Below are 25923 nucleotides of genomic sequence, written 5' to 3'. Positions count from 1 at the left end.
GGAGCGGCTTTAGCCGCGACCGGAGTGCGCGGGCGCGCCTCCGAAACCCCGAGGAACCCGATCCATGGCCGCAAAGCCGAAGAAATCTCCCGCCGCCGACCCTAAATCGTCCAAGCCGGCCAAGCCCGCCGCCACGCCGGCGCTGGCCGACGTGCGCGCCAAGATCGACGAGATCGACCGTACCATCCAGGCGTTGATCGCCGAGCGCGCGCAGTTCGCGCATCAGGTCGGCAAGGCCAAGGGCAAGCTTGCTGCGGCGGTGGACTACTACCGGCCCGAGCGCGAGGCGCAGGTGCTGCGCATGGTGGTGGACCGCAACCAGGGCCCGCTCAGCGACGAAGTGCTGGTGCACGTGTTCCGCGAGATCATGTCCGCCTGCCTGGCGCAGCAGGAGCCGCTCAAGATCGGCTACCTGGGGCCGGAAGGCACTTTCAGCCAGCAGGCGGTGCTCAAGCACTTCGGCCGCTCGGCGGTGGGCCTGCCGATGGCGACCATCGAGGAAGTGTTCCAGGAAGTGGAAAGCGGCAACGCCGACTTCGGCGTGGTGCCGGTGGAGAACTCCGGGCAGGGCACGATCCAGGTCACCCTGGACATGTTCCTGACCTCCAACCTGAAGATCTGCGGCGAGACCGAGCTGCGCGTGCACCAGTTCCTGCTCTCGCGCGGCGGGCGGCTGGACGCGATCGAGCGGATCTACGCGCATCCGCAGTCGTTCGCGCAGACCGCCGGCTGGCTGCGCGCGAACCTGCCCAAGGTGGAGAAGATTCCGGTCTCCAGTAACGCCGAGGGCGCGCGCCGTGCTCGCAATGCCGACGATGCGGCGGCGATCGGCGGGGAGAGTGCGGCGCACGTATATGCGCTGAAGAAGGTCATCATGAAGTCGATCGAGGACGACGCGGACAACACCACGCGCTTCCTGGTGATCGGGCGGCAGATCTTTCCGCCGTCCGGGCACGATCGCACGTCGGTGCTGGTGTTCATCCACGACAAGCCGGGTGCGCTGTTCGATGTGCTCAGTCCGTTCGCGCGGCATGGGATCAGCATGAATCGGATCGAGTCGCGGCCATCGCATCAGGCGAAGTGGGAATACGGGTTCTTCATCGATCTGGCCGGGCATGTGGAGGATGAGGCGATGAAGTTGGCGTTGGCGGAGTTGAAGGCGCATTCGGCGCAGATCAAGGTGTTGGGGTCGTATCCGGTGGCGGTGCCTTGAGGTGGTTGCGCGGTTGCTTGGACTCTGACCGCGGCTGGGCGCTTTGATCACACAGAGAGGTGTACGTGTAGGAGCGGCTTCAGCCGCGACTAGGCGTTCTTCGGGTGAAATCGCTTCTTCAATGGCAACAGCAACAACTTCAACGGCAACAGCAACAGCAAAAGCTTTCGCGCTTTGCGCGAGTCACTTTTCTTTGCTTGTGCAAAGAAAAGTAACCAAAAGAAAGCACACCCCGGGCGGGATGCCCCGCGCTGCGCGCGGGGTCCGCGGTCACGACGGGAATTTTCGGAAGGCACATTCATGTGCCTGCCGAAAACGACGCGCATCCTGCGCGTCGCCCCTAACGGGGTTTTACCCGCCGTGCCCGCCAGCCCTCACGGGGGATTGAGAGCAACAGCGACAGCAAGAACAACGGCAACAGCAAGAACAACGGCAACAGCAAGAACAACAGCAACAGCAAGAACAACAGCAAAGGCAACGGCAACAGCAACGGCAACAGCAGCAAGAACAGCAGCAAGAACAGCAGCAAGAACAGCAGCGACAGCGGTGGCTCTGGTTGACTGGGTGTAGGCGTCGTCGTGGTAGCGCAAGCGCTCGGTAGTGGCGGCGGTGACCTCGGGCGGTGGTGGATCTTCGGGTGGTTGGACTTTCAGGAACGATGATGAGCAACGAGCAAGGCTGGATCGCAACGCGCGGCACTGCGCTGCAGGGCACGCTGACGGTGCCGGGGGACAAGTCGGTGTCGCACCGGGCGGTGATGTTCGCGGCGTTGGCCGATGGCACGTCGCGGATCGAGGGGTTTCTCGAGGGCGAGGACACGCGGTCGACCGCGGCGATCTTCGCGCGGCTCGGGGTGCGGATCGAGACGCCGTCGCCGTCGCAGCGCGTCGTGCATGGGGTGGGCGTGGATGGGCTGCAGGCGCCGCAAGGCGAGCTGGATTGCGGCAACGCCGGCACCGGCATGCGCCTGCTCGCCGGGCTGCTCGCGGCGCAGCCGTTCGATAGCGTGCTGGTCGGCGATGCGTCGCTGTCCAAGCGGCCGATGCGGCGGGTGACCGAGCCGCTGGCGCTGATGGGCGCGCGTATCGACACCGAGGCCAATGGCGTGCCGCCCCTGCGCATCCACGGCGGGCAGACGCTGCGCGGCATCGAGTTCGTCTCGCCGGTGGCCAGCGCCCAGGTCAAGTCGGCGGTGCTGCTGGCCGGGCTGTATGCCGAGGGCGTCACTTCGGTGCAGGAGCCGCATCCCACCCGCGACTACACCGAGCGCATGTTGTCCGCGTTCGGCGTGGATATCGAATTCGCGCCCGGCCAGGCGCGCCTGCGCGGCGGCCAGCGCCTGCGCGCCACCGACATCGCGGTGCCGGCGGACTTCTCCTCGGCGGCGTTCTTCATCGTCGCCGCCAGCATCATTCCCGGCTCGGACATCACCCTGAAGGCGGTCGGGCTCAATCCGCGCCGCACCGGCCTGCTCGCCGCGCTGCGGCTGATGGGTGCGGACATCGTCGAGCACAACCACAGCGAGCACGGCGGCGAGCCGGTCGCCGACCTGCGCGTGCGCTACGCGCCGCTGCGTGGTGCGACGATTCCGGAGAGCGTGGTGCCGGACATGATCGACGAGTTCCCGGCGTTGTTCGTGGCTGCGGCCGCCGCCGAAGGCCAGACCGTGGTTAGCGGCGCGGCGGAGCTGCGGGTCAAGGAATCGGACCGCCTGGCGGCGATGGCGACCGGGCTGCGCAGCCTCGGCATCGTCGTCGACGAGACCCCGGACGGCGCCACCATCCACGGCGGCACGCTGGGTGCGGGAACCATCGAGAGCCACGGCGACCATCGCATCGCCATGGCTTTCGCCATCGCCGGGCAGCTGGCGCAGGGCGAGGTGCGGATCGAGGACGTGGCGAACGTGGCGACGTCGTTCCCGGGCTTCGACACGCTGGCGCGCGGTGCCGGCTTCGGGTTGCGCGCTGCCGGCTGAGGCATGACTGCGGCCTGCCGAGCGCAGGCCGCGGTGCGTGCATCGATCGCGTCATACGCAGCGCCTCGGGCGAAGGTGCCGCCTCGAGCGGGCGGCACACCTTGGCAGGCGTCGCGGGGCGCGGGATGTTGCCGAGACGCTCGCTTGCGGGCTCGGCCGCCACCCGGCTACGCAGCGCGCAGTGGAGCGGCGGCGCCGGCATCCATCATGCGACCTTGCGTGCGGAATGCCGCGTCAGTTGCAGCGAATGGCCCGGATAGTCCGTTTCGGACCACGCTTCTGCACGGCCCCCCAGGTGGTGGCTCAGGAAGTCCTCGCACAGCGCGTTGAACGACATGCGGTTGGCCTCCCGCACGAAGCCGTGGCCCTCGTCCGTGTAGAGCGCGTAGTTCACCGCGATGCCGCTTTGCTGCAGCGCGGCCACCATCTGTTCGGATTCCGCCTGCTTCACGCGCGGATCGTTGGCGCCCTGGGCGATCAGCAGCGGCGTGCGGATCTGCGCGGCGTGGTGCAGCGGCGAGCGCTCGCGCAATTGCGCACGGCCTGCGTCGGTGCCGGGGTCGCCCAGCGCGCGGTGCTGGCGCACGCGGTCCGCTTCCCAGTAGGCGGGGATGGAGGCGAGCAGCGTCTCCAGGTTGGAAGGCCCCACCACGTCGATGCCGCAGGCGTAGCGCGTGGGATAGCGCGTGAGCGCCGACAGCACGGCGTAGCCGCCGTAGCTGCCGCCGAAGATGGCCAGGCGCTGCGGATCGGCGATCCCGCGCTCCAGCGCCCAGGCCACGGCGTCGTCCAGGTCTTCGTCCATCTTGCGGCCCCACTCGCCGTCGCCCGCGTTGACGAAGCGCTTGCCGAAACCGGTCGAGCCGCGGAAGTTGACACTGAGCACCGCGTAGCCGCGGTTGGCCAGCCACTGGTGCATGGGATTGAAGCCGAAGCTGTCGCGCGACCAGGGGCCGCCGTGCACCAGCAGCACCAGCGGCAGCGGCGCGGCGGTACGGAGATCGCCCGCATCGGCCTCCACGGGCACGGTGAGGTAGGACACCAGCGGGAGCCCATCGCGCGCGGGGATGACCACCGGCTGCATCCGTGCGAGCGGCGCCCAGGTCAGCCGCGGCCGCAGGTCCATCAGGTGCTGCAGCGTGCGCGCCTGGCGGTCGTACAGCCAGGACGACGAAGGTCGCGTGTCCGACGACAGGGCGACGATCCAGCGCTGGTCGTCTTCGGTACGTGCGGTCATGCGCCATTCGCCGTCGCCGGCCGCGGCGTCGAGGGTCTCGATGTCGCGCCAGATGGCGTCGTCCAGCAGGTGCAGCTTGAAGCGCTCGTAGGTGACCCCGTAAGCCAGGGGACGGCGGCTGGCGGCGTCGGTGAGCATGCCGCCGATGTCTGCGCGCGGGTCCTCGGCCAGTACGCTGATGGCGCCGCTGTCCCAATCGATCGCCACCAGCGCGGCGGTGTCGCGGCCGCGGCTGTCGTAGGCATACAGCGTGCGGCCCTGTTCGTCGAAGTGGGAGGGGGCCGAACTGCGCGCGTCTTCCGCGGAGAACGCCTGCCACGGCTGCCAGCGTCCGGCGGCATCGCGCCGGAGCCACTCGCTGCCGCCATCGCGGGTGTTGCGCACGGCCAGCTTGCGCTCGTAGCGCCCATCCAGCACGAAGCCGGCGAAGCCAGGGTTTTCTTCCAGGCACTGCAGGGCGCCGGTGCGCAGATGCAGCAACTGCACATCGAAGAAACGCGCGTCGCGCGCGTTCGAGATCAGCGCGATCTCGTCGCGCCGCTGCCGGCTGATGCTGTGCACACCCGTGCGTACGCCCGGCGCGGCGGGCGTGAGGGCGCGCAAGGTGCCGTCGGCGAGGTCGGCACCGAACAGTTGGAAGTTCTCGTCGCCGTCGCGGTCCTGCGAGAACAGCAGCATGCCGGGGACATAAGTCCAGTCGAAGGCCTGGATGCCGCGCCGCGCGTCGCGGGTGATCTGCCGTGCCTCCTGCGGGTTGCTGCTGGGCGCAGCCCAGATGTTCATCACGCCATCGCCGTCGGCCAGCCAGGCCAGCCACTGACCGTCCGGGCTGATGCTCATGGCGGCCCGGGCAGGGTTGGCGAACAGGTGCTTGCGCGGGATGAGCACGGCCGGCGCCGAACCATCGGCCGCATGCACGACGTTCTGCAGCAGCAGCGCTGCCTGGCGCCATTGCGTGGCGTACTGGCTCCTGTGATATCTGTTGTAGGTCCGCAGCCGCTTGGCTTGGTCTGGATGCTTTTCTTCCAGCAGGTCGAAGACGTTGATGAATCCGGCGTCACCGGGTGGGCGGCCCGCCTGCGCCTCATCGCGGATGGCCGACAGAAGGCCCCGCATTTCGTCATCGTCCGTCTTGCCCCAGGGATAGGCGGCCATGTCCGCCGCGATGCGTGCGTTCATCCAGCCGCGCAACGTGTCGGACACGGCGCTGCGGGACTGCATCGGGTCCCACGCGGCGGCTTCGATGCACGAACCCACGGCCGCAGCAACTGATCCGGGCTCCTGGGCGTTGGTCTGCTCGACGGCCGCGCGTCGGGCTTTGCGCCAGCTGGCGCTGTCGACGTCCTGGCCGGCCAGGCGTGCCGCATGCAGCGCGGCGACGCCTTCCAGCGCCTCGGCCAGGCCAGCGGCAGCCTCCACGTGATGAAGCCCGTGGGTCTCGCCCTTCAACAGTTCCAGCAGGCTGCGGCTGCCCACCGTGTCCATCGGCATGCCGGGCGGGATGCCCTGCAGCAGGTGGATGGCCCAGGCCACGCCGAGGATCGGGTTGGCGGCGACCATTGAATCGATCGCCAGGGCGAGCCATTTCGGCAGACCGACGTCCGCCTCCCAGCGGTCCAGATCCTCGCCCTGCAACAGACTGCCGACGAAGCTGCCGACCTCGCCGTTCCAGTAAAGGGGCCGATGCTCCCACCGGCCCGCGTGTTCGAGGCCATACAGTCGATCGATCGCCTGCTGTCGCAGCTGTGGGTTGCCATGGTATGCGTGCATGCCCATCTCAGGCCTCCAGGCAGTCGTCGATCATCTGGGCGATCCGGGTCTTGGACACCAGGCCAGTGATCCGTGCCTTTTCCTTGCCGTCCACGAACAGGATCAGGGTGGGCAGGCCGCGCACGCCGAACTGTTGCGAGAACGCTTTGTTCTCGTCTGCGTTGATCTTGCAGATGCGGGCCTCGCCGGCGTACTCCTCGGCGATGTCGTCGATGATCGGCAGCAACTGCTTGCAGGGGGCGCACCATTCGGCCCAGCAGTCGACGAGGACGGGCCCCTGCGCGTGGAGGACGTGTTCGTCGAAGGTCGCGTCGGTGAGGGCAATAACGGAGGCGGTCATGTCGGATTCCGGAAGTGGAGGGAAAGCGGAGCGGCGGGAGGCGTCAGGCAGGGGCCAGGGGGCGTTCGCTGCCGTTGCTGCCATCGTTGTGGGGCGGGGCGAGGTCCAGCACGTGGTCGTGGTAGGCGGTCAGCGATTCGCGATGCGCCACGCTGATGAGGGTGCTGCCCGGTAGCGCATGCACCAGGGCCTGGTAGAGCGCCCGCTCGGTGTCCGGGTCGAGCGCGCTGGTCGCCTCGTCGAGGAACAGGTAGTCGGGGCGGTGCAGCAGAGCGCGGCCGATCGCCAGCCGTTGCTGCTCGCCGCCGGAGAGCTTCTGCTGCCAGCGGTCGCTGTCGTGCAGCCGTCCGGCCAGCGTCGACAAACGGACCTCATCCAGCACGCGCTGCACGCGCTCGTCGTCGAAGTCCTCGGGTTGCCCGGGATAGCACAGCGCCGCCTTCAGCGTGCCCTGCGGAATGTAGCTGCGTTGGGGCAGGAACATCAGCCGGCCGTCCCGGGGTTTGCCGATCTCGCCCTCGCCATAGGGCCAGATGCCGGCCACGGCGCGCAGCAGCGTGCTCTTGCCGGCACCGGAGGCGCCGCGCAGCAGCCAGCGCTCGCCACGGCGCATCTGCAGCGCGGGAATGGTGGCCAGCGGCGCGCCATCGGGTCGTCGCAGGGCCAGGCCATGCGTGGCGATGGCAGGCTCGGGCGTCTGCGAGACGTGGATGCCAGTAGGCTGTGCGTGGACATCCTGCAGCGCCCCCAGCAGGTCGCGCAGTCGGTTGCCGAGTGCCCACCACTCGGTGAAGGTGACGTAGGCCTGGCTGAAGAAGGCGAGGCTGCTGCTGACGGCGCTGAAAGCGCCGCCCACGCGCGTCACGTCGCCCATTGTGATGGCGCCGGAAAGGTAGCGCGGCATCGCCGCCGCCGTCGGCAGGAGATGGGAGGAGAAGGTGTTGCTGTAGGTTTCGCGCGCCAGCATCAGTTTGGCGTTGCGCGCGATGATGTCCCGCCAGTTGGCGCGCACCTGTTCGAATGCGTCGTCCAGGCGCTTGTGCTCCTGCGCGCCGCCGTCGTAGAAGGCGATCTGCTCCGCGTTCTCGCGCAACTGCATGCCGCGGTAGCGGAAGTTGGCCTCGACGGTCTGGCGGAGATTGAACAGATGGATCAGCGGCCGCCCGGTGAGGTGCGACACCAGCAGCATGCCGGCCGAGTATGCATACACCAGATAGACCATGTACCCCGGAATCGCAAAATCGATGCCCCACAGCGTGAAGTGCAGCGTGCCGGACAGGTTCCACAGGACGACGGTGAAGGAGATGGCCGACACCAGCACATGGATCGGATCCAGGAACAGCTGCAGCGTCAGTTCGATGAAGCGCGCCACGTCCTGCGAGATGCGCTGGTCCGCGTTGTCCAGGCGTCCGTCGCGCTCGATGGCGTAGTACGTCCGTCGACGGGTCCAAGCACGCAGCAGCCAGCGCGTCATGGCGGTGCGCCATTCGTACTGCTGCAGTTGCGTGATCACGAACGCCAGCACCATCGACACCAGCATGGCGAGCATGCCGGCGACCCAGGACAGGCCAAGGCTGTGCCAGATGTCGTGCCACTGCCGCTTCACCAGCGCATCCACCACCTGGCCCTGCAGCTGGTTGCTCCAGACCGCCAGGTAGATGCTGGTGAACATCAGCGTCAATCTGATCGCGAGCAGGATCCAGCCGCGCCAGCTTTCCCTCGATGTCCAATAGGGCAGGATCAGGTCGCGCAGACGGGGGCGGTGATAGGGGGCGTTCATGGCAGTTGGCAACCTGGGAGGGGCGCAGAGACAAGCCGTGGAGTGCCCGGCGCACGGCGTTGCCGCGCGCCAGGCGGTTGGATCGTCAGAGCTTGCGTTCGTACGTCAGCGTGAAGGTGCGCTTGTCGGAGATGGGCACGTACCCGCTGCTGGTGGAGTAGCCGTACAGCGTGCGGTTCGCCAGGTTCTTCGCACCGAGCCGCAGCGACCACGTCGGCCGGGTATAGGCGATGCCGGCATCGAGGCGGGCGCCGCCCGGTGAACGCGGGTCGGTTTCCCGGACTCCCAGGATGGAATCGCTCCAGCCGCTGATGCCGAAGGCCAGGCTCAGGTCGCGCAGGCGTTCGGACTGGAAGTCGTAGGTGCTCCACAGGCTCACCTGGGTGCGCGGCTGCCCGCCCGGTCGCAGGGTCGGATCGAATAGGCTCTCCAGCTTCACATAGGAGTAGTTGAAGATGAGATTGAGCCCGGGCATGAGTGTGCCCGAGGCTTCCAGTTCCGCACCGCGGGAGCGTTGGCCGTCGATCAGGTCGTTGCAGTTGCGCGGGCGGTTGCGCTGCAGCAGGTTGAGCTGGTCGATCTGGAAGACGGCGGCCGTCCAGGAAAAGGTGTTGTCCGCGTTGTTGCTCTTGATGCCAAGTTCCTTGCTTTTCGACTGGGTGGGCGGGGTCGACGTCGAATCGGTGCCGCAGACCACCAGATCCGAAAACAGCGGCGAAAAGCCTTCGGCGTAGCTGGCGTAGACGGACGTGTTCGAGCTCAGGTTGTAGATCAGCCCGGTATTGACGGTGTTCTTGCTGAGCGAACGCGCCCTCGAAGAGAGCACGGCGCCGGGCGCCGGCGGCGCCGGATACACGATGGTCGTTCCCTGGCCGATGTCGATGCTCGAATGACGCAGGCTTGCCACCAGGGTCCACTTGTCCCATTTCAGCGTGTCCTGCAGGTACAGGCCGCGTTGGGATTGCGCTTGGGCGCTGCCGAAGGAGCGGCTGCCATCGCTGCGTTCGAGCTTGGGGAACAGGTACTGCGTGGGCGCATCGAATCGGTTGTTGATCCGCACGCTCGAGTACTGCGTCGTATCGAAGTCGTAGTCGATGTGGTTGGCGCCTGCCACCAGACGTTGCTCCAGTGGCCCGATATTGAACGTGTAGCTCAGGTAATGGTCGCCGCTGGTGGTCGTCTGTGTCGTTCGGGCCACGGTGCCGCTGTAGTTCAGCAGCAGGGTGGCCGTGTCGACCGGGTACTGCGCCGTCCATATCGCCAGATCCAGGTCGTTGCGCGTGCGCTGCATGCGGCTGGTGAACTGCAGCGCGTCGCTGAAGGAATGCTCCAGGGTGTAGAACGCCGAGTGCGTATCGGTATCTCCGCCATCGGCGCGGTTGCCGGGCCGGGTGGGGGCCGGGGACTCGATGAAGCCGCGGATGGCCACGGTGTACCGGTCCGGTGGAACGTGGGACAGGTCGGCCGAGATGCCGGCGATGAAATCGGTGTCCGCATTCTTCCAGCGGATCTCACCCAATCCGTAGTTCTGCGTGCGTCCGTCGTAGCCTCCGGCGCTGCTGCCGGCGCGCGTGCCCGAGACGATCAGCCGATAGCTGAGTTCCTTGCTGTCGTTCAGGGCGCCGGCCAGGTCGACGGTGCCGGTGCGTTCGGCATGGCTGCCGTAGCTGAGCGTCACGTCGCGGATGGGGTCGGTCGTCGGCTTCTTGGTCACGATGTTCAGGGTGCCGCCCAGCGCGTTGGCGCCGGCGAGCAGGGCCTGCGGCCCTTTCAGCACCTCGACGCGTTCCACGCCGGCGATGTTGGTCTTGACGGAGTTGGGATCGCTCAAGCCATTGGACAGTGTGCTGCTGGCCGTGCCGAAGCCGCGGATGTTGAACCCGCTGGTACCCTGCGCGCCGGGGCGCACGACCACGCCGGCCACGTTGCGCAGCGCGTCTTCCACCGTGGCCGTCTGCTGGGTCTCGAACACCTTGGCCGTCAGCACCGTGACCGACTGCGGCACGTCGCGCAGATCGGCATTGCCGCGCGTCGCCGTGGGAGAACTGGAGGCGCGGAAGCCGGTTTCGGCTTCGTCGCGCTTGGCGGTGACCACGACCGAGTCCAGTTGCTGCACGAAGACCCGGATCGAGCCGTCGGGCGCCGATGCCATGGTCAGGCCACTGCCCGAGACCGCCGCCTGCACGGCCCCTTGCGCGGACGTCTGGGCGGCGATGGCCGGGGCGAGGATGTCCTTCACGTCCGACGCCTGGAACTGGATGCGCGTTCCGCTGACCCGCTCGATCGCCTGCAGGGTGACGGACAGCGGGCCGGCCGGGATGGAAAAGTTCAGGTTTTCCGGCGCGGCCTGCCTGGCCGCGCCGGCGCTGTGCTGCGGCTGGGCGTGCGCGACGCCCGACAGCGCGAGCACAAGGGCCGCATAGAGCGTGGTCGAACGGGACGGTACCGGGCGAAGCGTCAGGGACTTGATGGGAAACACGGCGGAATCCTCTGCGATGGCGTGGCGTGCGGAATCGCGACCGACGGACGCAATTCGTGATCCATGGATGCAACTGGGGTGTTCCATACACTTTTCATGCGATCTACCTCGGGCGATCCCCTGCCGCGTGTGGCTTGCCGGAAAGTGCTTCGGGCCGAGCATGCCACGTCAAAAGTGTTTGGTACAGTTGAAATTCACGGCATGTCACACGCGTGTAGGGGGTGGGATGTAGAAGCCCGGCCGCCTGCGCCGCAGTGCACCTCGCTGGGGCGCGGTAGAGGCTTGGAAGTGCAGGCGACGGCAGTGTTGCGCCCCAGGGTGGTGTGGTCCGCGCACCGCTGCGGCGCAACACGGCGCCGCGCAATTGGCCGCATCAATTTGTCGCATGCGCCAGCCGGTGCTGCCGACGGTCTATCATCCTGGGCTGTTCGCCTTCCCCCATTGCTCCCCGCCCATGCCAGCCTCTCCTCCCTCGAAGACCGGCGCCAAGCGCACGCGGAAGGCAGCCCCGCCAGCTGCCCGCGCCAGCGGGGCTCTCATCGACCGGATCTTCGACGACGTCAGGACCCGGATCGAGCAGCAGTCGCTGGAGATCGGCGAGCGCCTGCCGTCGGTCCGGGCGATGGCCGCCAGCATGGCCATCAGCAACGAGACCGTGCTGCGTGCCTACGACAAGCTCACGGCGGCGGGCTATCTGGAAGCGCGCCGCGGATCGGGTTTCTATGTGTCGCCCGGTGCCCGTCAGGCGGGGGCATCGGCATCGCAGCAGCGATGGAACGGCCCCTCTGCTCGGGTCGCCTGGGGCCATCTGCTGCAGGCGGACGGGCCGCATGACGGCTCGGCGCTCGGCACGCTGCCCGCCGAATGGGGCGGGGCCGATGTGCTGTCGGAGGCGCTGCGGGCCGTGGCGGCCCGGCCGCGCAGGAGCCTGTTCGACTATGCCGACGTTCGGGGCTGGCTGACCTTGCGGGAGGCGCTGAGCGCCAGATTGCGCACGGCCGGGATCGGCGTCGCCGCCGAGCAGATCGTGACCACGGCCGGTGCTGCCGACGCCCTGGACCTGATCGTCTGGTCGTTCCTCTACCAGGGCCAGTATGTGGTGGTGGAGGAGCCTGGGCCCTTCATCCACACCCAGCGGCTCTTGGCCAATGGCCTCTGGATCCTGCGCGTGCGCCGCCTCGAGGACGGCCCCGATCTGGAGCAGCTCGCGCAGCTATGCGAGCAGTACCGGCCCAAGGCATTGTTCTGCAGCTCGGTGTTGCAGAACCCAACCTGCACCAGCATGTCTCCGCGCAATGCGCATCGATTGCTCCGGCTCGCCGAGCAGCACGACCTGTGGATCGTGGACGACGACGCCTGCGGCGACCTGCTCCCGCGCGCTCGGCAGGGCGCGGTCACGCGCCTGGCGGCGCTCGATCACTTCGAGCGCGTCATCCACGTCGGCAGCTTCTCCAAGACCCTGGCGCCCGGCCTGCGGTCGGGATTCCTGGCGGCCAACAGCCAGCGCATGGAGCGCCTGCTGCTGATGCGATCGGTCGGCGCCATCCACGCCTCGCTGCTCACCGACCAACTCGTGCACCACGTGCTCACCGAGGGTGGCTACGAGCCGCACTGCGAGAAGCTGCGCAAGAAGCTGGCCGCCAGCGGCAGGGCGCTGCTGGCGAAGGTCCGGGCCCGCGGCTGGCAGGCGCGCGACACCGAAGCGGGCATGTACCTGTGGACGTCGTTCGGCGAAGACGTCGATGCTAGGGCAGTTGCGGACGTGCTGCGCGCGGACGGCATGATGCTTGCCACCGAAAGCGTGTTCTCGAGCGATGGCGCCGATCGGCACGTGCGCCTCAACGTCGCGCGTACCGACGACGCGATGCTCGATCGGATCGCCGCTGCGGTCGCCAAGGTCGCCCAATAGCCGCGGCGGCACGCCATCTCCTGACGGCAGGCGTGCGGACGCCTGGCGATCTGTCTTGCCACTCGGGCAGATCCTGCCAACCGGTGGCGATGGACCCACGGCAATGCGCCGCTGGATATAAACGCTCTGCGGCGTCACGCATCAAACTGGGCGCGGACATTCTCGGGAGCCGCCGCGACCCGACCACCGCATCAGCATCGCCTTCGCCAGGCAGCGAATGCAGGGCGAGGTGCGGATCAAAGATGTGGCGAACGTGGCGACGTCGTTCCCGGGCTTCGACGCGCTGGCGCGCGGCACCGGTTTCGGATTGCGCACTGCGTAAGCGCGCTAATGGCACCGGCCGCGTGCGAACGCGGCCGATGCAGGCATCGTGTCGTGGATTCGAGGAATTAGTGCGTCGGCTGCGGGCGAGGCGGATCGTTGGCAGGCGTCGACTGCGTCGCCCGGTCGCTGCGGCCGTCGTCGTCGCGATCCACTGCCAGCCACCAACCGGCGACGGCCAGGGCCAGCGCAATCACGATCATCCAGGCCCAGGGCGACCCATGATCGGCGCGTGCATGCGGTTCCCGGCGCGCAGACGACGGGCGGGCCGGGCGCTTCCAGGCATCCAGCGGCTGTGTCGACTTGTACGGGGTGGGCATGGCGGCAACTCCGGTGCCGTGGGACGGGTCCAGTGTCGCCCAGGACTCGCCTCAGGGGTGTCACCCCCATGTGAACGCCGCCCGCGCGTCCGGGCGGCGATTCAGTTACGGCCCCGGCTTGAAGTCGAACGGGATCTCGATGCTGGACGGCACCGCGCGGCCGTTCTGCTGCGCCGGGCGGAACTTCCAGCGGCGCACGGTTTCCATCGCCGCGCGGTCCAGGTCGCGCGAGCCGCTGCGGCGGAGCAGGGCGACGCCGGCGGGCGAACCGCTGGCATCGACCTCGACCCGCACCACCACGGTGCCGGCATCGCCACGACGCAGCGCCGCAGGCGGATAGCGCGGCGGCGGGGTCTGGCCTTCCAGCGGCACCGGACGGTCGCCCGGGGCCAGCGCGGTGGCCGTGTTGCCGGCGGCATCGCCGCCTGCGGCCGGTGCCGGCGCTTCCGTGGTCGGCGGCGGCGACGGCGCGGTCTCCACAAGCTTCGGTGCGTCGCCGGCGGGCGCGGGCTTGGCCTGCGGCATGCTGCTGGCGGCGCTGCCGGCGGGCAACGGTTCGGGCAGCGGCTTCACCTGTTCGGTGTCCTGCTGCACCTGTTGCGCAGGCTGCGGCTTGTAGAACTCGTTGTCCTTGCGTCCGACCAGCCACACCACCAGGAACAGCAGCAGGCCGACGGCGAAGGCGATGCCGACGATCGCGAGCAGGCGCCGCGGCAGATGCAGCACGATGCCGGACTTGGAGGACGGGGGCGACGTGGACATGGGACTCACCGTAGGGAACCGCTCGATTCTGGCATAGCCGCGGTGAATCGCGCGCCGCGGCGGCAGCGGGTCGGCAAAACCGCGACGGACAGGCGATAATCCCGGGTTCGTTCCCCTGGCACCCCGCGCTCATGCTCGATCCCGCCCTGCTTCGCCAACAGCCCGCCGACCTCGCCGAGCGCCTGCGCACCAGCCGCGGCTACGCGCTGGACGTGGCCGTCCTGGAGGCCCTGGAGGCCGACCGCAAGCGCATCCAGGTGCGGACCCAGGAACTGCAGAGCCTGCGCAACAGCCGTTCCAAGGCGATCGGCCAGGCCAAGGCCAAGGGCGAGGACGTGGCCGCGCTGATGGCCGAAGTGGCCGGTTTTGGCGACGAGCTCAAGGCCTCCGAGCAGCGCCTGGACGAGATCCGTGCGCAGTTGGAGACGCTGGCGCTGGAGATCCCCAACCTGCCGCAGGCCGACGTGCCCGCCGGCAAGGACGAGGCCGACAACGTCGAACTGCAGCGCTGGGGCAGCCCGCGCAGCTTCGATTTCGAGGTCAAGGACCATGTCGAACTCGGTGCACGCCATGGCTGGCTGGACGGCGAGTCGGCGGCCAAGCTGTCGGGCGCGCGCTTCACCGTGCTGCGCGGGCCGATCGCGCGCCTGCACCGCGCCCTGGCGCAGTTCATGCTGGACCTGCACACCGGCCCGCATGCCTACCAGGAAACCAACGTGCCGGTGATCGTCAACGCCGACAGCCTGTACGGCACCGGCCAGTTGCCGAAATTCGAGGAAGACATGTTCGCCACCGCACTGGGCGAACAGAAGCGCTACCTGATCTCCACCTCGGAGATCTCGCTGACCAACCTGGTGCGCGACGAGATCGTCGAGGCCGAGCGCCTGCCGCTGCGCATGACCGCGCACTCGCTGTGCTTCCGCTCCGAGGCCGGCAGCGGCGGCCGCGACACCCGCGGCATGATCCGCCAGCACCAGTTCGAGAAGGTGGAGCTGGTCAGCGTGTGCCGTCCGGAGGACAGCGCCGCCGAACACGAGCGCATGACCCGCTGCGCCGAAGTGGTGCTGGAGACGCTCGGCCTGCCGTACCGCAAGATGTTGCTGTGTACCGGCGACATGGGCTTCTCGGCCAGCAAGACCTACGACCTGGAAGTCTGGCTGCCGTCGCAGCAGACCTATCGCGAGATCTCCTCCTGCTCCAACTGCGGCGATTTCCAGGCGCGGCGCATGCAGGCGCGCTGGCGCAACCCGGCCACCGGCAAGCCCGAGCTGCTGCACACGCTCAATGGCTCCGGCACCGCGGTCGGCCGCGCCATGATCGCGGTGATGGAGAACTACCAGAACGCCGACGGCTCGATCACCGTGCCCGACGCGCTGCGCCCGTACATGGGTGGGGCCGAGCGGATCGGCTGATTGCCTAGGCCTGGGGCGTTCGCCCCGGGCGGGTCTGGCGTCGCCGTGATTGCGGCGACGCGCTGTGCTTGTGACGGCGCGCAGGCTCATGCCAGTCATGCAAACACGTTCCGCTTTGCGTCCGTATGTCTTTACCTGACAGGGGGCAGGGCATGCCTGTGCCTGTGTGCACCGATGGATGCCGTGTGGCATCTGCCGCTAGCAGCGCTCCGCGTGCGCCAAACCCCCGTCCCCGTCACTTCGCGCTAGCCCGGCCGGGGTTACCCTGCGCGCCTCTACCTTCGTGCCTGAGCCGCCGCGCGAGCGCGACCGGCGTCCCTGCAGCGCAAATCGTTGTAGGAGTAGAATGAATCGGATCCGATTGTCCCCATCGTTCTAAATATCGAAAGAACATGCACGACCTCAACGATCTGTACTACTTCGCCATGGTGGTCGACCACGGCGGGTTCGCCGCCGCCGAGCGCGCCCTGGGCATTCCCAAGTCGCGCCTGAGCCGTCGTATCAGCCAACTGGAGAGCGACCTGGGCGTGCGCCTGCTGCAGCGCTCCACGCGCCGCTTCGCCGTCACCGACCTGGGCATGAGCGTGCACCGCCACGCACAGACCATGCTGGCCGAGGCACAGGCCGCGCGCGAAGTGGTCGACCGGCTCAGCGCCGAGCCGCGTGGGCTGGTGCGGGTCAGCGTGCCGGTGTCGCTGGCGCAGATGCAGCTGCCCAAGCTGCTGCCGATGTTCCTGGACCAGTACCCCAAGGTGCGGCTGCAACTGAACATCAGCAACCGCCGCGTCGACATCATCAACGAAGGCTACGACGTCGCCTTGCGCGTGCGCTCGCGCCTGGACGACGACGGCAGCCTGGTGATGCGCAGCTTCGGCCAGGTGCAGGAACTGCTGGTGGCCAGCCCCAAGTACCTGGACCGCGCCGGCCGCCCCAAGGACCCCGAGGAACTGACCTCGCACGTCACCCTCAGCATCAGCGAGGACGAGGCGCGGCAGCGTTGGGAACTGCATGGCCCGGCCGGCGAAGTACGCCGCGTCGACCTGCAGCCGCGCGTGGCCGGCTTCGACTTCCCGCTGCTGCAGTCCATGGTCAAGGACGGCTTCGGCATCACCCTGCTGCCGGAGACCGTCTGCGCCGAAGCCGTGCGCAACGGCGAACTGGAAGTGGTGCTGCCGGAATGGTCGCTGCCGCAGGGCATCTGCCACGCCGTGTTCGCCTCGCGTCGCGGCCTGCTGCCGGCGGTACGCGTGTTCATCGACTTCCTCGCCGAACACCTGCCGCGCCAGATCGAAGCCTCGCGCCTGGACTGCGGCGGCGACTGCCCCGAACGCACCAAAGCCCGGCACTCGACCCTGGGCGCGATGGCGGTCGAGGCGGGCTGAGCGAAGTCGGCCGAGCACGTCGGTCGAGCAAAACCGCCGCGGGCGTGCGAAAATGCGCGCCCGTGCCGGTGATCCTGGGTTCGGGTGCACTGGGTGTCGTCAGAGGCACCGATCGCTTCAGGCGGGGCAGGCACTGCAGCGTCGCGCTTCCGCGGCGTTGTGCTTCAAGCGGCTGCGACGTTCTTCCGCAGCACCGCGGCGTTCGCAAACGGAGAGATGGCCGAGCGGTTTAAGGCACCGGTCTTGAAAACCGGCGAAGGGTCAAACCTTCCGTGGGTTCGAATCCCACTCTCTCCGCCATATCATCAGGAAATTGTGGAGAGATTCTAGTGGCTATAGGGTTTTTCCGTTTCTTGAACTACTTAATGGATAATGGCTTGAGGATTGCTCGGAGGAGTTCTCTTCGTTATTAAGCATTAAAGGGCTTGCTGCCCCTTGCACTAGATTTGCTGAGTCTCTCGTTGACCAGTTTGAACAGTTTTGCGAATCGGTCGGAGCTCTCCTCGGGCAGAACCCTATCCGGCTCAGTAGCCATTTTCTTCAAAAACAAACGGGCCGGACGAGTCTTGTGGAACGAGATGCCAAGATCTGCGAATGCGACTTCAAATCGCTTCACGATGCGTGGGATGCTAGCATTTAGAACGAGATTCTTTCCTTTCAGCTCCGCGTGATATGACTCCTTAACAAGCTGCTCAAACACCCCTGGAGCGAGCATGTCCTCAATGTCTGCCTCGGCAGGTGCTGTCTGAAAAGATTCACCGACGAATAGTACATTCTGCTCTGCGATAAGTTTGTGCTTTACTAGCTCATCTCTCGTGGTTTTGGCTTCCTTCTCAGAATCGAGCAGCACCAAAACATTCAATTCTTCGGAGGTCAGTAGGGCGACCATGTAGGAGACCTTTTGCGCTCCTCCAGCTGGTGTCATCACAATTTCGGAATTGAGTGCCGGAAGCTCGCTGTCGGCGAAGTGGCTGCTTACGGCGTTTAGATACCAGTAGTCGGTGACTCCTTCGACCACCAAGTTGTTCGGTCCAACGAAAAGACTTTGGGCGAGGTCGTAACCAAGTGCCGCTTGAAGCGGAAATAGAGTCCGCGCGTCACCGGATGGATCGTTGGATACGGTCGTACCGCTATTTTCAGTGATGTTTACGGTTCGTACAGAATCAAGATTATTCGTCGGCACCATGAAAGGCGAGTGGGTCGAATAGATGATCTGGTTACTGAAATCTTCTCTAAAATGCTTAAGCAAGTCTCCCTGAGAGCGTGCGTGCAGATACAGGCCGGGCTCGTCAAGAAGCAGGATTGCGTCTTCGGCGGAACCACCCTGGGTATCTGCTGCAAATACTATGTAAAAAGCGAAGAACCATTGGAAGCCGCGGCTTCGATCTTCGAGGTTTACCTCCACATCGTAGACTGCATTTGGGTCGGACACCAACGTCTCGAAATAGTCGCCATCAATGTTGAATCGAACTTTGAGTGCGCGATCCTTCCACAGTCGTCGAATTTCTTTCGTGACAAGCGCGCCTGCACGATTGACGAGCTGGTTTCGTGTTTCGGCATCCGCCTTGCTTAGCAGTTGTTGCAACTTGGCTGGATCAAGATCGGCAACTTTGCAGAGCTTCTCAAAACATCGATCTTCATCAGTAAGCTGGCCGTGCTGCTTCCGATATAGGTATTGAGCAATGTTCTGCTTACCGGGTAGCTCGGGATACTCATCGATCAATACGAAGACGGGGAGATTGGATGAGATCCACTTCTTGCCGGCCACATCTTCATTTTCATCGTTGATGCGCGAGTCGCATGACGAGTCCAATGCGTCAAGAATTTCATCTTGCTTGGGCGTTAGTTCTGCATCTGCGCCTGCCAGTGCCTTCCGAAAATTTTTGATGGCGGCGGATAGCTCCTGCGCTAACTCAACGTCAATTTTGTTGGACGATGATTGCGCTTCAAAAGTCTCTGCGGCCGTTGTGAGATTCGCCTTCGGGCCTTCTTCCAGCTTGTCTGCCGCTGCTTTTGCTGCGGCTGCAATTTTCTTTATCGATTGCTTGGCTTCCGTTGCATTGAACTCTAGCGGCAACAAGCCTTCGAAGTCGATGTATAGCATTGTGCCGTAACGTCGACCAACGATGGTATGGGTCGCCTTCGCAGCTCGAGGAAAAACCTCTGCGAGAGCGTTTCGGTCATCGTCGTCTAACTCCCAGCGTGAGTCGAGAACTCGTGTGCTGTCTGTACAATCCGAAAGTTTCCTATCTCTAGGAAAGTCCTTGGTTGAATTGAGTTGCTTAATTCCGCCAGCTGGCTTGAGGCTTTCTAGTGCCTTAAGAAGGTTGGATTTCCCGCTTTCATTTCGGCCCAGCAACGCAGTGATGCGTGATACTTTGACCTCTCCACTGGCATTGATAGAGCGGTAATTACTTACGCCAAACGATTCCAATCGCATGTCGGCCCCTAGTCGCCATCTTTAGAGATATATTGGGGGTGCCGTTCCGGTTTAACAAGCCGATCTTGGGGGGATGGGTAACATCGCTAACTATCGACCAGCAGGCTCCGCGTTGACAGCCCTGAGGGGGCCAGAAACGTCCAGACACGAGGCTATCTAGCGAATCCGGCCGTAGCCGCGTTTCTGCCGCATTTCGAGCTTGTTTGGGAAGCGGAACGCCCGGACGCAACCCGCTGCCAGCGTAGCCGGTGCGTCGCGGTTGATGACTGTACACGCTCCTGAGATGCGTGGTTAAACCCACTGCGAGATCTGGTTGCATCTTTTCGCATGGCAGTGCTACGTTCCGGCCCAGCTTCCAAAAGGACTTCCGGGTTTGGCGAGCAAAGCGTCTCTAGGACAGTGGCGGACACGGATGCTGGCCGGGATCGGTGGCATTGCCGCGATCGTGGTGGGGTGGGGCATCGGCTTGTTCGAGGCCAAGGAGGTGCCGGCGCCGCCCCCGCTGCAGGCCGGGAAGGATGTCGCCGCAGGCGAATGGTCGCTGCGCTTCGACCACGTGGAGACCAGCGACCGGCTTCCGAATGGCGAGGTGGTGTCGCGCGACGGTCGCAAGGCGATCGTGCTGTATCTGCAGGCGACCAATCGCACCACGCAGACCAGCGGCTCGCTGGTGCAGGCGGTGGCGTTGAAGGCGCCGCCGCGCGGGGCCGATGCGCGACCGACCGCCTATCTCTTGCGCGATCGCGCGGCGACCACCGAATTGCAGCCGGGCCTGCCGGAACAGATCGCCCTGGTCTGGACCTATCCGGCGACGGAGCAAACCGTAGCGCGCGTGCGCTTCGACGTCACCGCCAGGACCTTCAAGGCCTTCGACAATCTCTACGCGCAGCCGCTGTGGACCGATCCGCATCCGGTCGGGGTCGTGGAGCTGCCGCTTGGCGTGTCGCGTGCCGGCGCACAGGCGGGTGAACCATGAAGCGGCTGGCCGCCATTGCGATCCTGCTGCTCGGCTTCGTGCTGCTTGCCGGCATGCGCTGGACGATGCCGCGCTACGAGCGCATCACCGGCCCGATCGCGGTGTCCGGGGCGCAGGGCAGTTGGGTGCAGGCCGACAATCTGGCCGTGGCCGCCGGCACGCCGCAACTCGCGCACACGATCCGTTTCAAGGCGGCGGGTGCGGCCCAGCAGCGTGACAGCGGCGGCGTGTGGCTAGTGGTGCCCGTGCGGTCGAAGGTCGCGCGCGCGACAGCGCGCGTGTACGGCCGGGTCTGGGCGACGCCCGATGGCCGCCGCTATCGCGCCAGCGGCCGCGCCGAGATGGGTGATGCAGTGCTGTCGTCGATCAAGACGCTGCAACCCGGGCTGGAACGCAAGGATGTGCTGGTCTTCGAGTTGCCGTCCGCGCTCGCCCGGGCAGGCGGCACGCTGGTGCTGTCGGAAGACCGCGACCCGCAGCTGACGGCCGAAGCGCAGGTGCGCTATCCACCGCTCTCGCCCGCAGCGGCGGTCACCGAAGTGCTCGATCTGGATGCGCTGCATGCACGCCTCTGACCGCGACGTGGCCCCGGCCGTTTCCGAACGCCGCATGCGCTGGCTCGCGCTTGCGGCGCTGGTCGTGCTGGTGCCGTGCACGATGGCCGCGACCGGTTGGCGCGACGCGCGGGAGTTACTGCATGCGCGCGAATGGCGGCCGGTGGATGTGGCGATGGCGCAGTCCGTGGTCTACGACGGTGCCGCCGTCCGGCTCGCGTCGGTCGACGTGCTGCCGTTCGAGGCGGGCCTGCCCGCCGACCGCACGTTCGTGCGTACGCGGCTGACGCTGGTGCCTGGTGCCTCCGGTGCGCAGTGGAGTGATTGCACGCTCAAGCTGGTCGACGGCAGCGGCCGTTCCTGGTCTGCGATCGACACCGTGCCGGACCTGTTGCAGCGTACCCTGGCCAAGCCGGGCGAGCCGCCCGGCGTCGCCTGCGATGGGCTGGCCGTGTCCACGGCCAAGCCAGGCGTGCCGTTGGCGATCGACGGCTACTACCTGGTGCCGCGTGCGGTGGCCGCGCAGCTGCAACTCGCCGTGAGCACGCACGGTGGTCGCCCGCACTATTTGCGTTTCGCGCGGGAGCAAGCCCATGACTGAGTTGGCGCTGCGCGGCGGGCCGCTGGGGCTGATCGGCGACACGTTGCGGCTGTGGGGACGCTACCTGCCGCAATTGCTCGCCGTGGCACTGGCCGGCGTGTTGCTCAACGAACTGCTGCTGCAGGCCGCGGTGTGGATCGGCTACCAGAACCGGCTGGCCGGGCTGTTGTCGTTGACGCTGGTGGTGCTGGTCAAGCTGGTGATCTTCGTGCTGCTGTTCGAGACGCTGCGCCCAGCCTTGCCGGGGATCGCCAGTGCGGCGCTGGCCGAACAGGCCGACGCGACGGCAGCAGAGGACGAGGGCAGGGCGCGCTGGCGCCGCCTGTCGGCGATCGTTTCGCAGGCACTGGTGCCGTTCTTCGCGTACTACGCTGCCTGGGGTTTCCTCGGCGAGACGATCCGCGCCTACGGGCGCGAGGGATTGGGGCAGTTCAATCCGTTCGACCCGACCTACCGCGGCTCATTGTTCGAGGTGTCGGGCGGCTGGTGGCTGGTGGCGTCGGTGGCGCTGCTGTGGCTGATCCGGCGCGGTGCGAAAAAACAGAAGCAGCGCAGCCCGCATCCGGCCTGGAACGTGCTGATCGTGCTGTGCGAGGCGGGCTGGACCTTCGTCGGCATGTACGTGCTCACCGAATGGAAGGGCGGGGTGTTCCGCTGGCTGGCGCATCTGCGCATCGCCGATCTCGGCCAGCAACTGTGGCAAGGCATCAGCCATCCGATCGGCGTCGCCCATGCCGCGCTGCCGGGCGCGGTGGAGCAGGCGCCGCCGGGCGTGGCGGACACGCTGGTGGTGATCTTCTTCTCGGCCTTGTTGCCGGTGGTCTGGCTGGCGCTGGCCGCGCTGATCTACCGCTACGACGTGCACAACGCCCAATTGACCGCGCCCGCCAAGTGGTCGAGCAAGGTCGACGGCACGCTGGGGCTGTGGCGGAAACTGCCGACCTGGTTGCGCGACTTCATCGGCCATTTCTGGGCCGGCACTGTCTCGCGCTATCGCGCCGCGGCCAACAGCGTGCAGCTTGCCGGTGCCACCGGGTTGGCGGCGCTGGTCACCCTGATCGTGTTCTATCGCGCCTTGGACTGGGCCTCGGCCTGGGGCTGGATGGGCCTGACCCGCCTGATCGGCCCCCACCCGCAGGTGGTGTGGCAGGCGATCGCCAATCAGTTGTCGGTGGTGCTGGGCACGCCCAGCGATCCCGGCGACGGCATCCTGCCGCAGACGCTGAAGATCTGCCTGCTCGCGGCGACGCTCGAGCGTGCTTTCCGTGCCGGTCGGAGCTGGCGGGCGTTGAAGTAGTCCGGCGCGTATTGCGCCGTCTTCGCTGAGCCACCGGTTGTGGGTTGCAAAGGCGCAAAGAAAAGCGCCGCGATGACTGAACATCGCGGCGCTGCGGAACAGGGCATCGGGGCGACGCGTTCTGATCGCCGCCGTCGAAACCCGGAGGATCAGCCGGCGGCCGGCGCCTTGGTGTCGCCCGCCTTGATGTCGCCCGGCTGGCACTCGCCCAGGCGCTTGCCGTCGAGCTTCATGTGCGTCTTCATGGACATGCCGCCCGGCAGGCCAGTGATCGTGGAATGCGATTCGGAGGCCATCTCGGTGGCGCTGAAGGTACCGGTGCTCGTGCCGGCGACCTTGATGTCGCCCATCGTGCAGTGCATCTTCGCGTCGATCTTTCCGTCCTTCATGGTGAAGCTGTCGTACACGCAGTTCTTCTGCATCGGCGAGGCACTGCCGAAGAGGCTGGCGGGGTCGTTGATCTGCTCGGCGGTGAGGCACACCTTGGCGGTGCTCGGCGGCACCTTCGGCATCTGCGGCATGTTGCCGGAGCCGCCGGTGGTCTCGCTGCTCACCTGCTCGATCCGCATCTCCCATTGGCCGGGCTGCAGCTTGGCCGCCTGCACCTTGGCCACGTCGGCGACCGAGGCGTTGGACATGGCGACGTTGTCGCCGTTCTTGTCGCCGCCCTTGCTACAGGCGGCGAGCAGCACACACACAGCAAGCGTTGCCGGCATGGTCAGACGCATGAACTTCTCCCTAAGTTATGTGAGGTGCGCGGAGCATAGCCGGGGGCGTGATTAAGATCACGTGGACGTCCGGCGCTCGCCGCCGATCGGTGTCTGGCCATAAGGCCGGCACCGGGAAAGATGAGGGCAGATCGCCACAGGCTTGCTCTGCGGCTGAAGAGGATGCGCAATCACGTGACGCCAAGGCACGGCCGCACGCGGGCAACGCCGTGCGATTCCGGCGATAGAGGAGCACGTTCGGACCGCACCTGCCGTGCACGGACCATTGCGTTCGGCTCTGCTAGCGTCTGCGCCGCCGCGCGTGACCCCCACGCCATCTGCTCCAGGTTCGCCCTTCGATGCCCAGTCTCGCCGAACGCCCCGTCATCCTCGAACGCAAGCGCACCTTGAAGATGGCCCGCTCCGCCCACGCCTACGTCCGCGGCAATACCCTCAAGTTCTACGAATGGCTGGCAGCGTCGCCGGCGGCGCGGCGCGTGCCGATGGGGCCGGCGATCTGGATCTGCGGCGACTGCCATCTCGGCAACCTGGGCCCGGTCGCCGACGGCGAGGGACATATCGAGATCCAGATCCGCGACCTCGATCAGGGCGTGATCGGGAATCCCGCGCACGATCTCATCCGCCTGGGCCTGTCGCTGGCCACCGCGGCACGCGGCTCGGATCTGCCCGGCGTCACCACGGCGCGGATGATGGAGGCGATGATCGACGGTTATGGCGCCGCCATCGAGGATCCTACCCGCGATCATCCCGGCGCCGAACCCGAGACCGTGCGCAGCATCCGCCGCGAGGCTTTCGGCCGGCGCTGGCGCCATCTGGCGAAGGAGCGTCTGCAGGCGGTGGAGCCGCGCATTCCGTTGGGCGAGAAGTTCTGGGCGTTGGCGCCGGAAGAACACGAAGCGCTGGAACGGCTGTTCGCCGATCCGGCGGTGGCGCAGATGGTGTTGTCGCTGAAGGGAAAGCCCAAGGACCGCGAGGTGCGCCTGGTCGATGCGGCGTACTGGATGAAGGGCTGCAGTTCGCTGGGCCTGCTGCGCTATGCGGCGATCGTCGCCTTGAAGACCGGCAAGGGCCACTGGTCCTATGCGCTGGTCGATCTGAAGGAAGCGGTCGCATCGATCGCGCCGGCGGCGCCCGATGCGCGCATGCCGGCCGACAATGCCGAACGCGTGACCGCCGCGGCGCGTGCGCTGTCGCCGTACCTGGGCAGCAGGATGCTGCCGGTGCATCTGCTGGGCCGTTCGCTGTTCATTCGCGAACTCTCGCCGCGCGACCTGAAACTGGAAGTCGACCAGTTCAATCACGTCGAGGCGGTGCGCTCGGCGCGTTATCTCGCCTTCGTCGTCGGCAAGGCCCACGCGCGGCAGATGAAGCCCAGGACGCGCATTGCGTGGCTGAAACTGCTGGACGCCGACCGACGCAAGGCGATCGACACGCCGTCGTGGCTGTGGGAGAGCGTGGTTGCGCTCGCCGGCCATCACGAAGCGGGCTATCTCGAACATTGTCGCCGCTACGCGCTGGCTGCCTGACGGCAGTTGCCGCGAGTAGTGGCAGACTGGCGCCGCGTCGCGATCCGTGTCAGCCGCGCGCGCGGTCCAGGTCCAGCGCCATGTCCCAGCGATCCAGGCCCGGGCCGTAGCCGTTCGCGACCACGCGTTCGACGGCGAAACCGAAGCGCGCATAGAACGCCTGGGTGTGTTGGCTGGTGTCCAGTTCGATCCGCGCCACGCCGGCGCTGCGCCGGCAGGCGTCGAGCCGCGCCTCGGTCAAGGCACGGCCCAGGCCCTGCCGATGCAGGCGGCGGTCGACCATGCCCCAGCCGAAGCTGGCGACGCGGCCGTCGGCGCTCAGCGCGTGGCCGCCGCAGGCCACGACCGCGCCCGCGCGGACGATGACCAGGTAGTGCCAGGCGTCGGCGTCGTGCTCCAAGAAGCGTTCGAAGTCGGTGCGTTCGCTGCGAGCGAAGAACTGCGGGACGTTGCTGTCGAACAGCGCCAGACAGGCGCCGTGGTCCTGCGCGGCATACGGACGGACGGTATTCACCTGTGCAGTGTGCCGCAGACGCCCGATCAAGTCGTGGTTGCGTCGGGTTGGGCCTGCCGCATCGGCCATTTCCGAACGCGTTGTCGGAAAATTTCGCCAGGCCTGTCCGGGATCCGCAGCGGGGTGCTGTCCGGAAGCGGGAAGGGGGAGGGTCAGATAATTCTGACGTGAGATCAGGATTGTCCTGATAACGCTTTCCCGCTCATGTCAGCATACTGTCCTTGGCCTGACGCAGGGACCGTCGCGCGCCTCACGGGGAGAGCGCTGGCAGGTCACTCGACCCTGCGTGCCGAGCCTTGAGTAAGCTCGGCAGGGTTTTCATGACGACACGATGACGTTTCGCGAGGTGCAGATGAGCACTCCGTGAAGCGTCGTCGTTTGTCTACG

General features: G+C 66.5%; 20 protein-coding genes, 1 tRNA gene and 1 pseudogene. 12 read left to right on the top strand and 10 right to left on the bottom strand.

Annotated elements, in window-relative coordinates; genetic code table 11:
* The first annotated feature begins 64 nt into the window (after positions 1–64).
* Positions 65–1213, top strand: coding sequence for a prephenate dehydratase (pheA, locus tag GGR71_RS13350; protein ID WP_160960169.1), 1149 nt, complete (start codon positions 65–67; stop codon positions 1211–1213).
* A 374-nt stretch (positions 1214–1587) separates the two neighbouring features.
* Here the strand turns inward: pheA and GGR71_RS13345 are convergent, their stop codons facing one another.
* Entirely contained in the window at positions 1588–1803 is a 216-nt protein-coding gene (locus GGR71_RS13345; protein WP_160960166.1) for a hypothetical protein, read from the bottom strand.
* A 68-nt stretch (positions 1804–1871) separates the two neighbouring features.
* Between GGR71_RS13345 and aroA the strand changes: the two genes are divergently transcribed.
* Complete coding sequence (gene aroA / locus GGR71_RS13340) at positions 1872–3188, top strand: 3-phosphoshikimate 1-carboxyvinyltransferase (protein ID WP_184452029.1); 1317 nt, start codon at positions 1872–1874, stop codon at positions 3186–3188.
* A 205-nt stretch (positions 3189–3393) separates the two neighbouring features.
* Here aroA and GGR71_RS13335 read toward each other — a convergent pair whose 3' ends face one another.
* The 4 genes from GGR71_RS13335 to GGR71_RS13320 form a co-directional block, all read right to left on the bottom strand.
* A complete protein-coding gene (locus GGR71_RS13335) occupies positions 3394–6195 on the bottom strand; it encodes an alpha/beta hydrolase family protein (protein WP_221237699.1) in 2802 nt (933 codons plus the stop codon).
* A 7-nt stretch (positions 6196–6202) separates the two neighbouring features.
* The gene (gene trxA, locus GGR71_RS13330; protein ID WP_160960160.1) at positions 6203–6535 is read right to left on the bottom strand and encodes a thioredoxin; all 333 of its coding nucleotides are present in this window, start codon (positions 6533–6535) and stop codon (positions 6203–6205) included.
* Between the two features lie 43 nt (positions 6536–6578).
* Complete coding sequence (locus GGR71_RS13325) at positions 6579–8315, bottom strand: ABC transporter ATP-binding protein/permease (RefSeq protein ID WP_160960157.1); 1737 nt, start codon at positions 8313–8315, stop codon at positions 6579–6581.
* An 85-nt stretch (positions 8316–8400) separates the two neighbouring features.
* Positions 8401–10956, bottom strand: a complete 2556-nt coding sequence (locus tag GGR71_RS13320) for a TonB-dependent siderophore receptor (RefSeq protein ID WP_202405060.1) — start codon at positions 10954–10956, stop codon at positions 8401–8403.
* Between the two features lie 223 nt (positions 10957–11179).
* Between GGR71_RS13320 and GGR71_RS13315 the strand changes: the two genes are divergently transcribed.
* Positions 11180–12703 (top strand): aminotransferase-like domain-containing protein, encoded by a 1524-nt coding sequence (locus GGR71_RS13315; RefSeq protein ID WP_221237698.1) that lies wholly within the window; start codon positions 11180–11182, stop codon positions 12701–12703.
* A gap of 181 nt (positions 12704–12884) precedes the next feature.
* Positions 12885–13025: pseudogene (locus GGR71_RS21090) on the top strand (3-phosphoshikimate 1-carboxyvinyltransferase); the annotation flags it as partial.
* A 67-nt stretch (positions 13026–13092) separates the two neighbouring features.
* On the opposite strand, the gene GGR71_RS13310 reads toward GGR71_RS21090, so the two are convergent.
* Both GGR71_RS13310 and GGR71_RS13305 read right to left on the bottom strand, forming a co-directional pair.
* Positions 13093–13344: a hypothetical protein gene (locus tag GGR71_RS13310; protein WP_184452054.1), complete on the bottom strand. Its 252-nt coding sequence runs from the start codon at positions 13342–13344 to the stop codon at positions 13093–13095.
* A 105-nt stretch (positions 13345–13449) separates the two neighbouring features.
* Complete coding sequence (locus tag GGR71_RS13305; RefSeq protein WP_160960152.1) at positions 13450–14106, bottom strand: energy transducer TonB; 657 nt, start codon at positions 14104–14106, stop codon at positions 13450–13452.
* Positions 14107–14237: 131 nt separating this feature from the next.
* On the opposite strand from GGR71_RS13305, the gene serS reads away from it, so the two are divergent.
* The 3 genes from serS to GGR71_RS13290 all read left to right on the top strand — a co-directional run bounded on the left by serS (position 14238) and on the right by GGR71_RS13290 (position 17200).
* Positions 14238–15518 (top strand): serine--tRNA ligase, encoded by a 1281-nt coding sequence (serS, locus tag GGR71_RS13300; RefSeq protein WP_160960150.1) that lies wholly within the window; start codon positions 14238–14240, stop codon positions 15516–15518.
* A gap of 392 nt (positions 15519–15910) precedes the next feature.
* Positions 15911–16900: a LysR family transcriptional regulator gene (locus GGR71_RS13295; protein WP_160960147.1), complete on the top strand. Its 990-nt coding sequence runs from the start codon at positions 15911–15913 to the stop codon at positions 16898–16900.
* Between the two features lie 210 nt (positions 16901–17110).
* Positions 17111–17200, top strand: a tRNA-Ser gene (locus tag GGR71_RS13290).
* A gap of 109 nt (positions 17201–17309) precedes the next feature.
* Here GGR71_RS13290 and GGR71_RS13285 read toward each other — a convergent pair.
* Complete coding sequence (locus GGR71_RS13285; protein ID WP_160960145.1) at positions 17310–19340, bottom strand: AAA family ATPase; 2031 nt, start codon at positions 19338–19340, stop codon at positions 17310–17312.
* A 313-nt stretch (positions 19341–19653) separates the two neighbouring features.
* On the opposite strand from GGR71_RS13285, the gene GGR71_RS13280 reads away from it, so the two are divergent.
* From GGR71_RS13280 to GGR71_RS13265, 4 genes are read left to right on the top strand one after another with little or no spacing between them, the layout of a single operon-like run.
* Positions 19654–20316: a hypothetical protein gene (locus GGR71_RS13280; RefSeq protein ID WP_237474372.1), complete on the top strand. Its 663-nt coding sequence runs from the start codon at positions 19654–19656 to the stop codon at positions 20314–20316.
* Positions 20313–20891, top strand: a complete 579-nt coding sequence (locus tag GGR71_RS13275; protein WP_160960142.1) for a hypothetical protein — start codon at positions 20313–20315, stop codon at positions 20889–20891. Before GGR71_RS13280 ends, GGR71_RS13275 begins: the two co-directional genes overlap by 4 nt.
* Positions 20878–21471 carry a hypothetical protein gene (locus GGR71_RS13270; RefSeq protein WP_237474371.1) on the top strand — a complete coding sequence of 198 codons (594 nt, stop codon included), beginning with the start codon at positions 20878–20880 and terminating at the stop codon, positions 21469–21471. The genes GGR71_RS13275 and GGR71_RS13270 overlap by 14 nt, the downstream gene beginning before the upstream one ends.
* Positions 21464–22768 (top strand): hypothetical protein, encoded by a 1305-nt coding sequence (locus GGR71_RS13265; RefSeq protein WP_160960140.1) that lies wholly within the window; start codon positions 21464–21466, stop codon positions 22766–22768. Before GGR71_RS13270 ends, GGR71_RS13265 begins: the two co-directional genes overlap by 8 nt.
* A 149-nt stretch (positions 22769–22917) precedes the next feature.
* Here the strand turns inward: GGR71_RS13265 and GGR71_RS13260 are convergent, their stop codons facing one another.
* The gene (locus GGR71_RS13260) at positions 22918–23496 is read right to left on the bottom strand and encodes a DUF3617 domain-containing protein (RefSeq protein WP_202405059.1); all 579 of its coding nucleotides are present in this window, start codon (positions 23494–23496) and stop codon (positions 22918–22920) included.
* Between the two features lie 338 nt (positions 23497–23834).
* Here GGR71_RS13260 and GGR71_RS13255 point away from each other — a divergent pair, with 338 nt between their 5' ends.
* Positions 23835–25022 carry a DUF2252 family protein gene (locus tag GGR71_RS13255; RefSeq protein ID WP_160960137.1) on the top strand — a complete coding sequence of 396 codons (1188 nt, stop codon included), beginning with the start codon at positions 23835–23837 and terminating at the stop codon, positions 25020–25022.
* 49 nt (positions 25023–25071) lie between these two features.
* Here GGR71_RS13255 and GGR71_RS13250 read toward each other — a convergent pair whose 3' ends face one another.
* Positions 25072–25536 carry a GNAT family N-acetyltransferase gene (locus tag GGR71_RS13250; protein ID WP_160960134.1) on the bottom strand — a complete coding sequence of 155 codons (465 nt, stop codon included), beginning with the start codon at positions 25534–25536 and terminating at the stop codon, positions 25072–25074.
* Positions 25537–25923: the final 387 nt, after the last annotated feature.

Source organism: Xanthomonas sp. F1 (assembly GCF_014199855.1).
Note: the sequence above shows the minus strand (reverse complement) of the source record. Positions and strands in the feature narration are given on the sequence as shown.

What these genes read in the sequence shown, in the direction of transcription:
- GGR71_RS13325 (WP_160960157.1), bottom strand. Translation starts at nt 8,315, where the DNA reads ATGAACGCCCCCTATCACCGCCCCCGTCTGCGCGACCTGATCCTGCCC.
- pheA (WP_160960169.1), top strand. Translation starts at nt 65, where the DNA reads ATGGCCGCAAAGCCGAAGAAATCTCCCGCCGCCGACCCTAAATCGTCC.
- GGR71_RS13265 (WP_160960140.1), top strand. Translation starts at nt 21,464, where the DNA reads ATGACTGAGTTGGCGCTGCGCGGCGGGCCGCTGGGGCTGATCGGCGAC.
- GGR71_RS13270 (WP_237474371.1), top strand. Translation starts at nt 20,878, where the DNA reads ATGCACGCCTCTGACCGCGACGTGGCCCCGGCCGTTTCCGAACGCCGC.
- trxA (WP_160960160.1), bottom strand. Translation starts at nt 6,535, where the DNA reads ATGACCGCCTCCGTTATTGCCCTCACCGACGCGACCTTCGACGAACAC.
- aroA (WP_184452029.1), top strand. Translation starts at nt 1,872, where the DNA reads ATGATGAGCAACGAGCAAGGCTGGATCGCAACGCGCGGCACTGCGCTG.
- GGR71_RS13260 (WP_202405059.1), bottom strand. Translation starts at nt 23,496, where the DNA reads ATGCGTCTGACCATGCCGGCAACGCTTGCTGTGTGTGTGCTGCTCGCC.
- GGR71_RS13335 (WP_221237699.1), bottom strand. Translation starts at nt 6,195, where the DNA reads ATGCACGCATACCATGGCAACCCACAGCTGCGACAGCAGGCGATCGAT.
- GGR71_RS13295 (WP_160960147.1), top strand. Translation starts at nt 15,911, where the DNA reads ATGCACGACCTCAACGATCTGTACTACTTCGCCATGGTGGTCGACCAC.
- GGR71_RS13285 (WP_160960145.1), bottom strand. Translation starts at nt 19,340, where the DNA reads ATGCGATTGGAATCGTTTGGCGTAAGTAATTACCGCTCTATCAATGCC.
- GGR71_RS13255 (WP_160960137.1), top strand. Translation starts at nt 23,835, where the DNA reads ATGCCCAGTCTCGCCGAACGCCCCGTCATCCTCGAACGCAAGCGCACC.
- GGR71_RS13320 (WP_202405060.1), bottom strand. Translation starts at nt 10,956, where the DNA reads ATGCTCGGCCCGAAGCACTTTCCGGCAAGCCACACGCGGCAGGGGATC.
- serS (WP_160960150.1), top strand. Translation starts at nt 14,238, where the DNA reads ATGCTCGATCCCGCCCTGCTTCGCCAACAGCCCGCCGACCTCGCCGAG.
- GGR71_RS13315 (WP_221237698.1), top strand. Translation starts at nt 11,180, where the DNA reads ATGCGCCAGCCGGTGCTGCCGACGGTCTATCATCCTGGGCTGTTCGCC.
- GGR71_RS13305 (WP_160960152.1), bottom strand. Translation starts at nt 14,106, where the DNA reads ATGTCCACGTCGCCCCCGTCCTCCAAGTCCGGCATCGTGCTGCATCTG.
- GGR71_RS13310 (WP_184452054.1), bottom strand. Translation starts at nt 13,344, where the DNA reads ATGCCCACCCCGTACAAGTCGACACAGCCGCTGGATGCCTGGAAGCGC.
- GGR71_RS13275 (WP_160960142.1), top strand. Translation starts at nt 20,313, where the DNA reads ATGAAGCGGCTGGCCGCCATTGCGATCCTGCTGCTCGGCTTCGTGCTG.